Source organism: Roseobacter weihaiensis (genome assembly GCF_020622345.1).
Lineage (GTDB): Bacteria > Pseudomonadota > Alphaproteobacteria > Rhodobacterales > Rhodobacteraceae > Roseobacter > Roseobacter weihaiensis.
In genome coordinates this window covers 80,769-96,163 of sequence record NZ_JACNMO010000010.1, presented here as the reverse complement: position 1 = coordinate 96,163, position 15,395 = coordinate 80,769, and the positions used below count along the sequence as shown (strand labels likewise).

Here is a 15,395-nt window from a genome sequence, read left to right as displayed (position 1 = left end):
AAACGTAGATGTTCAACGAAACGAAAAAATCGATGCAGTGGGGCGAAGAGACGCTCACACTGGAAACAGGAAAAGTGGCCCGTCAGGCGGATGGGTCGGTGATTGCAACGCTGGGCGAAACCAGCGTGATGGCAAACGTCACCTTTGCCAAGAAACAAAAACCCGGTCAGGATTTCTTTCCGCTGACCGTGCACTATCAGGAAAAATACTACGCCGCCGGCAAAGTGCCAGGCGGTTTTTTCAAGCGCGAAGCGCGCCCCACGGAAAAAGAGACGCTGACCGCGCGTCTGATTGACCGTCCGATCCGCCCGCTGTTTGTCCCCGGCTTCAAGAACGAAGTGCTGGTGATGTGTACGGTTCTCTCCCACGATCTGGTCAATGACCCCGATATGGTCGCGATGATCGCGGCCTCCGCGGCGCTGACGATCTCCGGCGCGCCTTTCATGGGCCCGATTGCAGGCTGCCGCGTGGGTTTTGAGGATGGCGAATATGTCCTCAACCCCACCGTGGACGACATGCAGGACCTGCGTCTGGATCCCGATCAGCGTCTTGATCTGGTTGTCGCGGGCACCAAAGACGCGGTGATGATGGTCGAATCCGAAGCCTACGAGCTGACGGAAGCGGAAATGCTGGGGGCGGTGAAATTCGCCCATGAGCAGATCCAGCCGGTTCTGGACCTGATCATTTCGCTGGCCGAAGACGCCGCGAAAGAGCCGTTTGATTTCGCCCCTGCGGATTATTCGGAGCTTTCCGCCGCTGTGAAAGCTGCGGGCGAGACAGAGATGCGCGCCGCCTTTGCAATCTCGGACAAGCAGGAACGCACCACCGCAGTAGCGGCAGCCCGCGACACCATCATGGCAGCGTTGAGCGAAGAACAGCTCGAAGACCCCAACCTCGGCTCCGCGATGAAAGGCCTCGAGGCCTCGATCCTGCGCGGCGATGTGGTGAAAACAGGCAAGCGGATCGATGGTCGGAAGACCGATGAAATCCGTGACATCGTCTGCGAAACCGGTCTTCTGCCGCGGACACATGGCTCCGCGCTCTTCACCCGGGGTGAAACGCAGGGTCTCGTCGTGACCACGCTGGGCACCGGCGACGATGAGCAATTCATCGACGCGCTGCACGGCAACTTCAAATCGAACTTCCTGTTGCACTACAACTTCCCGCCCTATTCGGTCGGTGAAGCAGGCCGCGTGGGCCCTCCCGGACGCCGCGAAATCGGCCACGGCAAGCTGGCATGGCGCGCGCTGCAGGCGGTGCTGCCCGCAGCAACTGACTTCCCCTACACCGTACGCGTGGTCTCCGAGATCACCGAATCCAACGGCTCGTCTTCGATGGCGTCGGTCTGCGGTGGCTCGCTCAGCATGATGGACGCGGGCGTGCCGCTGAAATCGGCGGTGGCCGGTGTGGCGATGGGTCTGATCCTGGAAGACGACGGCTCCTACGCGATCCTGTCGGACATTCTGGGGGACGAAGATCACCTGGGCGACATGGACTTCAAGGTCGCAGGCACCGAGAACGGCATCACCTCGCTGCAGATGGACATCAAGATCGCCGGCATCACGCCCGAGATCATGGAAAAAGCCCTCGCACAGGCCAAAGACGGTCGGATGCACATTCTGGGCGAGATGAACAAGGCACTGACCGGGGCTGCGGACTTCTCGATCCACGCTCCCCGGATTGAGACCATGCAGATCCCAACGGATAAAATCCGCGAAGTGATCGGCTCGGGCGGCAAGGTCATCCGCGAGATCGTCGAGGTTTCCGGCGCCAAAGTGGACATCAACGACGAAGGCACCATCAAGATCGCCAGCCCCAACGGCGAAGCGATCAAGAAAGCCTACGATATGATCCACTCCATCGTGGCCGAACCCGAAGAAGGTCAGGTCTATACCGGCACGGTCGTGAAAATCGTCGACTTCGGTGCCTTCGTGAACTTCTTCGGCAAGCGGGACGGGCTGGTGCACGTCAGCCAGATCGAAAACCGCCGGTTGAACCACCCCTCTGACGTTCTGAAAGAAGGCCAGGAAGTGAAGGTTAAACTGCTGGGCTTTGATGACCGTGGCAAGGTCCGCCTGTCGATGAAAGTCGTCGATCAGGAGACCGGTGAAGAGGTCAAGAAAGAAGAGATCGCCGACTAACACAGATAAAGTAAGGCCCCCTGAGTGATCGGCTTGGGGGGCTTTTTTTCAAGGGGCGTCTCTTTATGCTGCGAGCCTTGTTCAGGATGATCGCGGCGCGATTGTCACCAGACTGGCCCGAGATTGATGGCAATACCGTGGTTCTTTGGGAACCCTGTTCGCTCAGCCATGGTGAAATCGTCCCAGGCTACGCCCAAATTCTTCTCGATATTGGCCATCGCGTTGTGGTGCTGATGACCCCGCAACGCCTTGACGAAGGGTTGTTTTCACGGTTTGAACATCCCCGGCTGGTGCTGACGCGGCTGACACAGCGGCAGATCGCACGATTTGTCAAAAAACCTCACATCCACAAGGCAAGAGCCGTCTTGATTTCAACGGCGGGCAAGCTGCCGCATGCTTCTGATACCTCGGTGGACCTCAGGGCAGTCTTTGGATCCAAGATCCCGCAGAACCTGCATATGGTCGAACATGATGCCAAGGCACAGATCGATGCCGAGGTTTGGTCAGACCAGAGCATCACCCTGCGCACGCTGGATTACAAGGGGAACGCCTCGGTCGTTGTGAACCCGCATAAGTTCGGAGAGGTTGAGGTCACACCAAAATCCAGCGGCCAGACCATCTTCCTGCTTGTCGGGGCTGCACGTCCCAAGAGACGCAATCAGAACCTCGTCTATGACGCGGCTGAACGATTGATCGATGCAGGCGAGACGGATTTCGAGATCCGCATGATCGGCAAAAGGGGGGGCAACGAAATCCCTCCCCGGCTGGTCCCGCATGTGGTTGAGCTCGGTCGGCTCGATTTCCGCGAGATGTATCGCGAGGTTGAAAACTGCGATTTCATCGTAACCGCGTTTCAGGCCGATAACCCGGATCACGTCCCCTACAAGACCGTGAAAACGACGGGCAGCTTTCAGCTTTGCTACGGCTTTCACAAACCCTGCATCCTGCAATGCGACTTTGCCACCGGCACCGCGCTCACCCCTCAGAACAGCCTTTTTTACGGCACCGACGCAGAGATGTATGACGCGCTTCATCAGGCCATAAATATGAGCGCAGACGCATATGAAACCATGCAAACTGCGATGGCTTCATCAGCCAGCGCGCTTTATGCGCAGTCGGTACGCAATATGGAAATGCTGTTAAATGGCTGATATTCCAATTATACTGTGCTTTGATGATCGCATTCTGATCGGCGCAGGCGTCACCATAAAGTCCCTTGTGACCGCCGCGAAAGAGACAACCACCTACGAGATCAACATTTTCAATCCCGGCTTTGACGCCGTGTTGAAGGCCGATCTGTTGACGCTGGTGGAAGGCACCCGCCACAGCATGCGGTTTTTTGAGATCCCCGCGGCGCGCTTTGAGGGGGTGCCAAAGGGACGAGGCAGCTGGACAGAAATCGTCTATTACCGTCTGCTGGCCAGCGAGGTGCTCGCGGATCGGGACAAGGCGATATATTCGGACGTTGATGTGTATGTCACAGACGACCTGGGCGACGCCTTTGCAACCGATCTTTCCGACATCGAATGGGCAGGGGTCGCGGCAGAGACGAACACCCCGGAAAAAATCCTGCACTACTATTTCCCGGAAAACACCAAAGACCAGATCGTGTTTTCGGGTTTCATGGTGATGAACCTTTCGCTGATGCGGGACAGGAAAGTGATCCGGAGGTACTTCGATACGATCGAACAGATCGGAGACCGCTTGAGATTCTTTGACCTTGATCTTCTGAACATCGCAACGCCTCAAATCGGGACGTTGCCGCTTCGATATGTGGTGCTCGAAGACCTCTATGAGGCGGAGGACGTGCGGCAGGCCGCCGACTATCGCTATCTGACGACCGTCTACTCGGATCAGGAGATGGAAGCCGCCCGCGACGACCCCGCGATCATCCATTACGCGGGGCCCCGCGGCAAACCCTGGCAGCGGCAACATACGGCAGCGTATTATCGTGACGTCGAAGAAAGCCTGCCGAGGGGTCTACGGGTTTTCAATTTCAGGAACTTCCGTAAAAAATGGCTGAGCCGGAAAGGCTACCGCAAGCACAGCATCCGCGCGCGGGAGTAAAGCGAGCCGGTCACCCCGACCCGCTCATGATCAGTTGGGCGCCTTGGTTTTGCGCAGATACGGCAGGATCGTCTCAAACTCACCGAACTTGGCCTTGGCGTCTTCGTCTGACACAGTGGGCGGTATGATGACGTCTTCGCCGACCATCCAGTTGGCCGGGGTCGCGACACCGTTCCCCGTCGACATCTGCAACCCGTCCAGCGCGCGCAGCACCTCGGCAAAGTTGCGCCCCACCGTCATCGGATAGGTCATCGACAGCTTCAGCTGCTTGTCCGGTCCGATGATGAACACCGATCGCACGGTGGCACTGTCAGCAGGCGTGCGACCATCCGGCAGGTAGGCTTCGGCCGGCAGCATGTCGAAGGCCTTGGAAATCTCCAGACCTTCATCTGCAATGATCGGGAAGCCTGCGACAGCACCGCCAACAGTCTCGATATCGGTTTTCCATTTCTTGTGATCTTCAACGCCATCGACAGAGACGCCGATCACCTTGGTGTTGCGTTTGTCCCATTCATCGGCCAGTTGCGCCACGGCGCCAAATTCGGTCGTACAGACAGGGGTAAAATCCTTTGGATGCGAAAACAGGATCGCCCAGCTGTCGCCGATCCAGTCATGAAACCGAATGGTCCCCTTATCCGTTTCAGCCGTAAAGTCGGGAACTGTGTCGTTTATACGCAAGCCCATGATATCCTCCGGTGCAATGCTTTGGTCGGGTCTTTGCGGAACCTAGTACGGAATTTACAATCTTGCACCCCCTCTTGCCGCCTCTGCAGGACGGTGACACAGTGCCCGCCGACACTGGGCGGTGCGAGCCCGGCAAAAGGAGAAAACCCTATGTTGCAAAAGCGTGATTTTTACATCGACGGCGCGTGGGTCGCCCCCGCTAAACCGAACGACTTTGCGGTCATCGACCCGTCCACCGAGGAACAATGCGCCGTTATTTCGCTGGGCGACCGGGCGGACACGGACGCCGCGGTGAAAGCGGCCCGCGGGGCCTTTGACAGCTGGTCACAGACTTCCAAAACGGAGCGGCAGATACTGCTGCAACGTCTGCTGGAGGTTTACAATGATCGGGCAGAGGAAATGGCGCAGGCCATGTCACTGGAAATGGGCGCACCAATTGAGTTGAGCCGCGCCCAGCAGGTCGGCGCGGGCAGCTGGCACCTGCAGGGCTTTCTGAAGGCCTTTGAAGGCTTCAGTTTTGAACGTGACTTCACATCCTCGGAAAAAACGCTGCTCGAACCAATTGGGGTCTGTGCGCTCATCACGCCCTGGAACTGGCCGATGAACCAGATCGTTCTGAAAGCAGCCCCTGCCCTGGCGACCGGATGCACGATGGTGCTGAAACCCTCGGAGATTGCGCCGCTGTCGGGTCTGCTCTTTGCTGAATTCATCGACGCGGCAGGTTTTCCCAAGGGGGTGTTCAACCTGGTCAACGGCGATGGCGCGGGCGTCGGCAGCCAGCTATCGTCGCATCCGGATGTGGATATGGTCAGCTTTACAGGCTCCACACGGGCGGGCATTGCAATCTCGAAGGCGGCGGCTGACACATTAAAGCGGGTCAGCCTGGAACTGGGGGGTAAAGGGGCCAACATCATCTTTGAGGATGCCCACCCGAAAGCCGCCAAGGCCGGTGCCATCCGCTGTTTCCGAAACTCCGGCCAATCGTGCAACGCGCCGACGCGGATGCTGGTGCATATGTCCCGCTACGATGAAGCGGTCGAAATGGCCGCGGATGTGGCCACGCACACCCGTGTGGGCCCAGCCTCGGAAGAGGGCAAGCACATCGGGCCGGTGGTTTCTGAGGCACAGTTCAACAAGATCCAGAAGCTGATCGAGGTTGGCATGTCCGAGGCACGCCTTGTTGCGGGCGGGCTGGGCCGTCCGGATGGATTGAACCGGGGCTACTACGTCAAGCCGACGGTCTTTGCCGATGTCACCAACGACATGACCATTGCGCGCGAAGAGGTCTTTGGCCCGGTGCTGTCGATCATCCCTTTTGAGAGCGAAGAGGAAGCCATCGCAATCGCCAATGACACGCCCTATGGGCTGACAAACTATGTCCAGACAGAAGATGACGAGAAGCGCCGCCGCGTGGCGCGCAGACTACGGTCCGGCATGGTGGAGACAAATGGCCAAGGATTCGCGCAGGGCTCCCCCTTCGGCGGGTACAAGCAGTCCGGCAACGGCCGCGAAGGCGGCATCTTTGGTCTGGAGGAATTCCTCGAGGTCAAAGCCGTGTCGGGCTGGGCTGCCGAATAGCCGCGGCAAGTCGTTATCAGGCCCTGCAGTCAACAGCAAAGAGGGCTGCCCCGTTTGTCAGCTCGCAAAAAAGATCCGGCCCGGTTAGGGGCCGGATTCCGTCATCAGCTCGCCGTTTCGTGCAGGCGATTGTAGAATAGCGACGAGGTCGAGAGAGACCTGAACGTCTTGGCCCCGGCCAGAACCGCAAGATCCGCAAGCGGTTCAAGCAGGATCACCAACATATAGGCCGCCCCAAAGGTGACCACGGCATTCATGTTCTCAGCCCCAAAGCCTTGCCCGTAGAAGGCCCAGAAGGCCACCCAGGCGACAACACCCCCCTGGTAGGTCGTCGAGAGCGCAAGGGCCTGCGTGTATTTCAGATCAACGTAGGCCGTATGCGGTGCGATGATCCGCTTTGCCAAGAGGCCAACCGCCCAGAGTGGCACCAGCAGCGTCGTGACGTTCATGCCATATTGCGGAAGATCGAAGGGCGCGAAGAAAAGACCCTGAACCAACAGCCCCAAGGCGAGGCCAATGGCGGCAGCACCCCCTCCGAAGAGCAGGTAAAGCGTTGATCCGAGAATGAAGTGGACCTCCGAGACACCTACCGGGTAATGCGGAAAAACCTCGAAAAACATAAAAACAAGGGCAGTGGTCCCGACACTGCGCACGGCCAGTGCGGCCACCCCGCCATCATTTCTGATCGTATCAAGGGCCATTTTACCCGCCAGACCAAAGGCGGTCAGAGCCGTCCCGTAGCTCAACAGGATTTTTGCGCCGTCAACGACGCCTTCTTCGATATGCATGCTGCACTCCTTCTCGCACCCTCCGTGCGGTGGTGGTATATTGTGGCTCGCGCCGGTGACGATGGCAGGTCTCCTGGCTCGTGGTCTTGTGCCGCCCTCACCTTCCCAGCCGTCGGCCAGTGGCATATCGAGTTCGGCAACCACCTACAGTTGCGGGGGCAGCCACGGCATTGGCCCCGGTTTGCGGAGCCTGACCGTGTTCCCATTTCATCCAAGGTGCAAAGCTGCACCAAAGAACCATCTCCCAATCCTTGGGCAATACACAGATCAAAGTAAATAGGCTTTCGTAGGGGCGCGGCCCGTTCAGCAGACGAAAGCACAGGGGGGCGGCATCGCCGGTCAGATGGCTCGCCGGTGCTTGTCACGTGATCAAGCGGCAACCCGGTCGTTCAGCACACTTCGCATCTGGCCAAAATGTTCGTCCCAGCCTTTGTCGAGCGACAGCACCATACCAAACGCCTCTGCGCTCGCAGTCAAACCGGAGTGCTCCAGCGAGAGTTGCGTGCCGCCTGTCACCTCCGTGAGCGTCCATTTGACCAGGCTCTCCGCATCGCCCATCGGTTTCACCGTGAAGGTATGTTCCAGGTACTCGGGCGGGCGCGCCACCTTGACCTCGCCCCAGATCAGCAGATCACCGCTGGTGGTGCCATACATCTCCAGCTTCTGACCCTGGGACAGCGCTTGTTTGGGCGCGTGGAACCATTTGGCCAGCTTGTCCGGTTCGGTCAGAAAGGCCCAGACTTCGGCCCGCGGGGCTTTCAGGAAAATCGTTTTGCGCAATACGGGGTCTGTCATGGTGTGTCCTTTTCAATTTCGGATTTCAGTTTGGTCAGGCGGTCGTCCCAGAAGACGTCAAAGAACGTCAGCCAATCCATCACCGTGGCGATGCCCGCCGGGTTGAGCGTGTTGATCCGCTGCCGCCCGCTGGTGCGAATGGTGATGAGCCCGCCGTCGCTCAGCACGGTCAGGTGCTTTTTCACGGCGGCGCGGGTCATGTCGAAATTCTCCGCCACCTCGGCGATGGTCAGGTCACGGTCGCGCAGCATCACCAGGATGTCGCGGCGCGTGGGGTCCGCAAGCGCGCGGAAGGTCGATTGGATCGGTGGCATCTGATCTCCAAAAGTAATACCTTTTGGTATCCCTTTTATGAAACCATAAGGTATCATGTCAAGAGCTGATTTATGTGATCCTCGTTTGCAGCCTTAAAAGGGCAGAGCTGTCCTGACCTTCATCGATCGCCCCCCCTGCGGGTGTTTGAACCGCAATTCCTGGCTGTGCAGCATCAGGCGGGGGAACGCGCGCGCAGGCCCGGTGGCGTAAAAGGGGTCGCCAAGAATAGGGTGGCCCAAGCTGAGCATATGTACACGAAGCTGATGGCTCCGGCCCGTTTTCGGGTGCAACAGCACCCGTGCCGTAACCCCATCATCCCTGAGCACGCGCCAGTCTGTCTGCGCAGGTTTGCCGGTCTCATGGCAGACCATCTGCCGCGGCCGGTTAGGCCAGTCGACGATCAGTGGCAGGTCAACCGTACCGGTTTTGGCCTGCGGCACCCCCCAGACCTGCGCCACATAGGTTTTCCGGGTCATCCGTTTTTCAAATTGCAGACCCAGATGGCGTTGGGCATGGGGCGTCAGCGCAAAGATCATCACGCCGGATGTGTCACGATCCAATCGGTGCACCAGCAGCGCATCGGGAAACACCGCCTGCACCCGCGACAACAGGCAATCGGCAAGCTGCGGCCCCTTGCCGGGGACCGACAAGAGCCCTGCCGGTTTATCCACCAGAAGGACTTCTGCATCTTCGTGCAAAACCACCAGAGGGTCTTGCGGTGGGGCGTAGTCAGTGCTCATGCGGTCTGCTCGCAGAAGCGCCGCCAATGTTCAACCCTTCTGCACCTGCGGCAGGGCATGCGCGGTAAATCAGCCCCCCGCCACCTGCATGCAAGAGGCCCCCCTGGTCAGCGCCCGATCAGGCTTTGACCCGCTCTGATTTCGGATCGTACATTGGCCTCAAGGAGCTTTCCGCCTTCACCAATGTGCCCGCCACGTCGATGTGATACTCCGACGCGAGCACCTCAGCGGCAGTCTCTCCTTCGCAGGGCACATATCCCAGACCCATCGCGCCGCCCAGCGTGTGACCATAGGCGCCAGAGGCCAGATACCCCACCAACTCGCCGTTCCGCAGGATCGGCTCGTTGTGATAGAGCAACGGCTCCGGATCGGTCAGTTTGAACTGCACAAGCCGGTTTTTCAGGCCCTCTTCCTTCTTGCGCAGCACCGCGTCACGGCCGATGAAGTCGGGCTTGTCGGTCTTCACTGCAAAGCCCAGACCCGCTTCCAGCACGTGATCCTCGCAGGTGATATCATGCCCGAAGTGACGGAAGCCCTTCTCCATCCGGCAGCTGTCCATCATGTGCATGCCACATAGCTTGAGGTTCAACTCCGCCCCCGCCTCGATCAGCGTCTCGCAAACATGCGCGGCCATCTCGGAGGAGACATAGACCTCCCAGCCCAGTTCACCCACATAGGTCACCCGGTGCACCCGCGCCAGGCCCATGCCAATCTCGATCTCCTGCGCGGTGCCGAAAGGGTTGACTTCATTGGAAAAATCATTGGGCGAGACCAGGTTTAGCAACTCGCGCGAATTCGGCCCCATCACCGCCAACACCGCCTCGCCCGCAGTCACATCGGTGATGACCACGTTGAAGTCGCCCACATGGCGGCGCATCCAGGTCTCATCGGCGAGCCGTGTCGCGGCCGGGGTGACAACCAGATAAGCCGTCTCGCTCAGGCGCGTGACCGTCACATCCGCCTCGATCCCGCCGCGCGGGTTCAGGAACTGAGTATAGACGATCTTGCCCACCGGCACGTCATACTGGCCACCGCCCACGTAATTCATGAAGGCCGTCGCATCGCGCCCTTCCACCCGGATCTTGCCGAAGGAGGACATATCATACATGCCCACATTGTTGCGGATCGCCGTGTGCTCTTCGGCGATGTTGTTGAAGAAGCTCTGGCGTTTCCAGCTGTACTCATACTCCGGCGTCTGCGTCGGTTTCGCGATCCAGTTGGGCCGTTCCCAACCGGCAAATTCGCCCATGACGGCACCACGATCCAGGAACTGCCAATAGACCGGCGAGCGGCGGATTTTCCGTGCAGTCTCTTTCTGCCGGAAGGGGAAGTGATCCGCATAAAGCAAGCCCAGAGACTCGGCCGAACGTTCATAAAGATAGCTCTTGTTGCCCTGAAACGGCTGCATCCGACTGATGTCCACATCGCCCAGATCGAAGGGTTTCTGCCCGTCTTCCATCCACTGCGCCAGCGCCATGCCCGCACCGCCTGCGGACTGGATACCGATGGAGTTGAAGCCCGCCGCCACCCAGAAGTTGTCCAGTTCGGGTGCCAGACCCAGATGGTAGGCATCGTCGGGCGTAAAACTCTCTGGCCCGTTGAAAAACGTATGGATCCCCGCCTCGGCCAGCATTGGCAGCCGTTCGACGGCGGCCTCCAGAATGGGCTCGAAGTGATCGAAATCCTCGGGCAGCTGGTCAAATTCGAAATCCGCCGGGATGCCCTCCATCCCCCAGGGCTTGGCGTTGGGCTCAAACGCCCCCAGCAGCATCTTGCCTGCGTCTTCCTTGTAGTAGGCGCATTCATCCGGCACCCGCAGCACCGGTAGTTGTTTCAGCCCCTGGATGGCCTCCGTCACGATGTAGAAATGCTCGCAGGCGTGCAGCGGCACGTTCACACCCACCATGCGGCCCACATCATGGGCCCACATGCCGCCGCAGTTCACGACCATATCCGCTTGGGTAAAGCCGGTCTCGCCGCCCTGCTCCCATTCGACCCCGGTGACCTGGCGACCCTCCTTGCGGATCGCCGTCACGCGCGTACGCTCGATCACCTGCGCACCACGTTGACGCGCGCCCTTGGCCAGCGCCAGCGCGATATTGGCCGGGTCGCCCTGCCCGTCCTTGTCGAGATACACAGCCCCCGTCACGCCCTTAATGTTCAGATGCTCATAACGCTCCTTGACCTCGGAGGGCGAGATTTCCTCCACCTCCACGCCAAAGGCCCGCGCCATCGCCGCCTGCCGCAGGATCTCCTCTCGGCGCTCTTCGGTGAGTGATACGGTGATCGACCCGCAGCGCTTGAACCCGGTGGCCACGCCGGTCTCTTCCTCGAGATTGCCGTAAAGCTCCTGCGAATACTTCGCCAGCTTGGTCATGTTGGCAGTTGCACGCAGCTGCGCGATGAGACCCGCAGCATGCCAGGTGGTGCCCGAGGTCAACTGCTTGCGTTCCAGCAACACAACGTCTTTCCAGCCCAGTTTGGTCAGGTGATAGGCAACAGAGCAGCCGATAACGCCCCCCCCAATGATGACAACGCGCGCATGAGACGGAGGCATAGCCATTTCAGTAATCCTTTAAACCAGTGTGTGACCAGCGGCTTGCAGCCGCCGTGCGATTTCAGAGATATGATCGGGGCTGACCTCACAGCACCCGCCCACGATGGTGGCGCCAAGTCCGACCCACTCCATGACGTAGCCGGCATAGGCCCGCGGCCCCATGTCCCGCCGGGCCTTGAGCGCATCGACGGTGGGCTTTTCCTTGAGAAAGTCCTCGGTGATCCGCTCAAAGGCATTGGCATACCCACCAATGGGTTTGCCCAGCGGAGCAATCAGCGGCAGGGCCTGGGTGACCGCTTCGGGAGCCGAGCAGTTGATAAGGATCGCATCCGCTCCGGCGGCCACGTAAAGCGCATCGGCCAAGGGTTCGCCGGAGCGCAGATGCGTCCCGTCCGTATCCGAGACGGTGAGCGACAGCCAGACCGGCAGATCTGTCGTCCTCGCGCCCGCCAGCGCATCCCGCGCATGCGCAACGGAGGCCACGGTTTCCAGAAGCAGCAGGTCGCAGCCGCTTGCCACGGTCTGAGCCACCTCGGCAAAAAGCGGCACGGCCATCTCTGCCAGAGGGTGCAGATCGGGTCGGTAGCTGGCGCGCAGGGGGCCGATGCTGCCGGCAACCCTGCCCGAACCATGGATTTTCCGCGCCGCGTGCACCTCGGCCAGGGCGCGTGCATGCAGCATGCCGAACTGCCCCTCAATCGCCGTGCCCGCCAGCCGGTCGTGATGGATGGCGTAGGTGTTGGCCGTGGCAATGGTGGCCCCCGCCGCGAAAAAATCCGCGTGAACCTGCTGCACCAGTCCCGGATGGTCGATCATAATCTGCGTTGACCAGAGCGGTGTCGGTTGATCCCCCGCCCGGTGTACCAGTTCCTGACCCATGCCACCGTCAAGCAGCGCGATTGCGCTCATGCACGCAGCCTTTCGTTTTCGGGGTCCCAAAGCGGTTGGTCCGGCTGCACGACAGCCTTGTAGCGATGGCCATAGATTTCAACCTCGACCTCTGATCCCGGTTCGGTCAGGTCGATGCGCAGCATACCCAGAGCGACGGATTTGTTGATCCGGTACCCCCAGTCCCCGGATGTGGTTTCTCCGACTACTTCATCCTTGTGGAAAAGCGGCGACATGTAGGGCGCGTCCTGTGCGCCCGCCTCGACGATCAGCGTGACAAAACGCTTGCTGCTGCCTTGCTGCTTTTCATTCTGCAGGGCGGCTTTTCCGGGGAAATCCTGCGGCTTGTCGAGCTTGACGAAGCGTTCGAGCCCCCCCTCAAGGAGCGAATAATCCGTCGACAAGTCGCCCTTCCAGGCGCGGTAGCCTTTTTCGATCCGCATCGAATTCAGCGCGAACATCCCGAACGGTTTGGCCCCGGCGCCGATGACGGCTTCGTAGATTGCGGGCATGTCGGCCATCCTGGCATGCACCTCCCAGCCCAGTTCGCCGGCAAAGGAGACGCGCAGCATCCGACAATCCTTGCCTGCCACGACCCCATCCTGATGCGTCAGCCAGCCGGTGCTCAGATCCGCTTGCGCGCCAATGCGCTCAAACAGCGCGCGCGATTTCGGGCCGGACACGATCAGAGTCGAGAATTCGTCCGTTTGATCGGTCAGGCTGAGCCCGCCGGGCAGGTGTTTTTTCAAAACTTCGAAATCATGCCATTGCGCAGGGGCCGCGGTGATTAGCGTGAAATGATCCTCGGCATGCCGGATGATCGACATCTCGGTCAGGATGCGCCCCCGGCTGTCCGGGAAGTATCCCAGCGTCATGCGCCCCGCCTTGGGCAGCGCTCCGGCGATGCGGCCGCGCAGCCATGCCGCAGCCCCCTCGCCCGAGAGGTTGAACCGCGAAAAGCCGGGCAGATCGAGCACGCCCACGGCGTCGCGCACCGCTTCAACCTCTTCTTTCACGCGGATCGCCCAGGGACCTTCGCGGTCCCATGTTTCGGTTGCGGCCTCGGAGGTGTCGTCGCCCTCTTTGGCGAACCAGTTGGCCCGCTCCCACCCGTTATAGGCCCCCATCTGACCGCCGGCCGCCCGAATGTGGGCATCAACCGGTGATAACTTCTTGTCGCGCCCGGCGGGCCATTCGTGATGCGGGAAATGCATCGCGTATTCGTGGCCATAGGTTTCAAGCGCCTTGGCCAGGCAGAAGTCGTGATCCGCATGAGCAGTGTAGCGGCGCGGGTCGACGGCCCACATATCGCGATCGGTCTCACCATGCATGATCCATTCGGACAAGACCTTGCCCGCGCCACCGCCCTGCACGATGCCAAAGGTAAAGCTATGCGCCTCGAAGGCGTTTTTGACACCGGGCATCGGGCCGATCATCGGCAACCCGTCGGGGGCGTATGGAATGGGGCCGTTGATGTTCCGACCCACCCCTGCTGTTCCCAGGAGGGGCACACGCTCCATCGCGTCTTCGATGTACCACTCCAACCGCTCCAGATCGTCAGGATAGAGCTGGAAGGAGAAATCCTGCGGCATGGGATCATCCTTGGTCACCCAATGCGCCTTGCAGTTGCGCTCATAGGGGCCGAGGTTCAATCCGTTCTTGTCCTGCCGCAGATAGTAGGAACTGTCGACGTCCCGGATCATCGGCATCTTGTGGCCCTGTTCCTTGGTCCAGGCCGCCAGTTCGGGGATCTCCTCGGTCAGGAAATACTGGTGGCTCATCACCACCATCGGCACATCGCGGCCACCATGGGGTTTGAACCAATCACCAACACGCGCGGCGTAATACCCCGCACAATTGGCCACGTATTCACAGCGGATATCGCCCTTGTCGGTGTGCACGACCCATTCGTCGCCGTCGCGGCTGACACCGGTTGCCGGGCAGAACCGTTCGATCTGCGCCCCCAGATCACGCGCGCCCTTCGCCAGCGCCTGGGTCAGCTGTGCCGGGTCGATGTCGCCGTCCAGCGGGTCCCAGAGACCACCTTCAAGATCGTGGGTCTCCATGAAGGGGTTGTGCTTTTGCAGCTCCTCCGGCGTGCAGATATCCATCTGGAGACCCTGATAGCGGCCCATGCTGGCCACTTTTTCAAACTCCATCATCCGCTCTTTGCTATGCGCCAGACGGACTGCCCCGGTCACATGGTAGTTCATCGGATAGTCGACGTCTTGGGCCAGCGTCCGGTACATCTCGAGCGAATAGCGCTGCATGTTCATCACGGCCCAGTTGGGCGCGAAGTTCGGGCAGTTGCCAGCCGCATGCCAGGTCGACCCGGCCGTGAGTTCGTTCTTTTCCAGCAGGACGCAATCCGTCCAGCCTTCCTTGGCCAGATGGTAGAGGGCGGACACGCCCACAACGCCCCCCCCGATGATGACGACGCGTGCAGTTGTTGGAAATTCGGCCATGTCAGTTCTCCCTTTGCGGCACGTCGTCCGCGATCTCGTAGTAATCACCCTTGTCCGCGACAAAGATGTGCTTTTGCAGCTTCAGCCCCGTGGGCCCGTCGAGAGCCCCCAGCGCGAAACTCATTGATGTCTCGTCCTTGTGCTTCCAGAACAGGAACGCACCGCAGGTCGGGCAAAACCCCCGCTGGGCAATCGGGCTTGCCGCATACCAGCGTACATCGCCGGCGATCTCGATGTCCGGCTGCTCCGCCACAGCAGAGGCCCAGACATGGCCCGACTGTTTGCGGCATTGCCCGCAATGACAGCTCGATACGCTGCGCACCTCTCCCCTCACGGTAAAGGTCACGCCCCTGCAGTTGCAGCTTCCTCTCAGCATC

General features: G+C 60.1%; 13 protein-coding genes and 1 riboswitch. Of the genes, 4 read left to right on the top strand and 9 right to left on the bottom strand.

From position 1 onward, the window contains the following. Positions 1-8: 8 nt before the first annotated feature. The 3 genes from pnp to H7847_RS13280 all read left to right on the top strand — a co-directional run bounded on the left by pnp (position 9) and on the right by H7847_RS13280 (position 4,208). A complete protein-coding gene (pnp, locus tag H7847_RS13290) occupies positions 9-2,141 on the top strand; it encodes a polyribonucleotide nucleotidyltransferase (protein WP_227269965.1) in 2,133 nt (710 codons plus the stop codon). A 65-nt stretch (positions 2,142-2,206) separates the two neighbouring features. Beyond that, positions 2,207-3,292 (top strand): hypothetical protein, encoded by a 1,086-nt coding sequence (locus tag H7847_RS13285; RefSeq protein ID WP_227269964.1) that lies wholly within the window; start codon positions 2,207-2,209, stop codon positions 3,290-3,292. Beyond that, on the top strand, positions 3,285-4,208 hold the full coding sequence (locus H7847_RS13280) for a glycosyltransferase family 8 protein (protein WP_227269963.1): 924 nt from the start codon (positions 3,285-3,287) through the stop codon (positions 4,206-4,208). Before H7847_RS13285 ends, H7847_RS13280 begins: the two co-directional genes overlap by 8 nt. Positions 4,209-4,238: 30 nt before the next feature. Here H7847_RS13280 and H7847_RS13275 read toward each other — a convergent pair whose 3' ends face one another. Further along, positions 4,239-4,892: a peroxiredoxin gene (locus H7847_RS13275; protein ID WP_227269962.1), complete on the bottom strand. Its 654-nt coding sequence runs from the start codon at positions 4,890-4,892 to the stop codon at positions 4,239-4,241. A 150-nt stretch (positions 4,893-5,042) separates the two neighbouring features. On the opposite strand from H7847_RS13275, the gene H7847_RS13270 reads away from it, so the two are divergent. Beyond that, positions 5,043-6,470 carry an aldehyde dehydrogenase family protein gene (locus H7847_RS13270; RefSeq protein ID WP_227269961.1) on the top strand — a complete coding sequence of 476 codons (1,428 nt, stop codon included), beginning with the start codon at positions 5,043-5,045 and terminating at the stop codon, positions 6,468-6,470. A gap of 104 nt (positions 6,471-6,574) precedes the next feature. Here the strand turns inward: H7847_RS13270 and H7847_RS13265 are convergent, their stop codons facing one another. From H7847_RS13265 to H7847_RS13230, 8 genes are all read right to left on the bottom strand, one after another. Beyond that, on the bottom strand, positions 6,575-7,258 hold the full coding sequence (locus H7847_RS13265; protein WP_227269960.1) for an energy-coupling factor ABC transporter permease: 684 nt from the start codon (positions 7,256-7,258) through the stop codon (positions 6,575-6,577). Between the two features lie 46 nt (positions 7,259-7,304). Further along, positions 7,305-7,513, bottom strand: a riboswitch (cobalamin riboswitch). Between the two features lie 114 nt (positions 7,514-7,627). Then, positions 7,628-8,053 (bottom strand): SRPBCC family protein, encoded by a 426-nt coding sequence (locus H7847_RS13260; RefSeq protein ID WP_227269959.1) that lies wholly within the window; start codon positions 8,051-8,053, stop codon positions 7,628-7,630. Then, positions 8,050-8,367, bottom strand: coding sequence for an ArsR/SmtB family transcription factor (locus H7847_RS13255; protein ID WP_227269958.1), 318 nt, complete (start codon positions 8,365-8,367; stop codon positions 8,050-8,052). Before H7847_RS13255 ends, H7847_RS13260 begins: the two co-directional genes overlap by 4 nt. A 93-nt stretch (positions 8,368-8,460) precedes the next feature. Then, complete coding sequence (locus H7847_RS13250) at positions 8,461-9,108, bottom strand: pseudouridine synthase (RefSeq protein WP_227269957.1); 648 nt, start codon at positions 9,106-9,108, stop codon at positions 8,461-8,463. 118 nt (positions 9,109-9,226) lie between these two features. After that, on the bottom strand, positions 9,227-11,671 hold the full coding sequence (locus H7847_RS13245; protein ID WP_227269956.1) for a GcvT family protein: 2,445 nt from the start codon (positions 11,669-11,671) through the stop codon (positions 9,227-9,229). 12 nt (positions 11,672-11,683) lie between these two features. Further along, the gene (locus tag H7847_RS13240) at positions 11,684-12,574 is read right to left on the bottom strand and encodes a homocysteine S-methyltransferase family protein (protein ID WP_227269955.1); all 891 of its coding nucleotides are present in this window, start codon (positions 12,572-12,574) and stop codon (positions 11,684-11,686) included. Next, a complete protein-coding gene (locus H7847_RS13235) occupies positions 12,571-15,018 on the bottom strand; it encodes a GcvT family protein (protein WP_227269954.1) in 2,448 nt (815 codons plus the stop codon). The genes H7847_RS13240 and H7847_RS13235 overlap by 4 nt, the downstream gene beginning before the upstream one ends. A 1-nt stretch (position 15,019) precedes the next feature. Next, a complete protein-coding gene (locus H7847_RS13230) occupies positions 15,020-15,394 on the bottom strand; it encodes a GFA family protein (protein WP_227269953.1) in 375 nt (124 codons plus the stop codon). Position 15,395 lies beyond the last annotated feature (1 nt).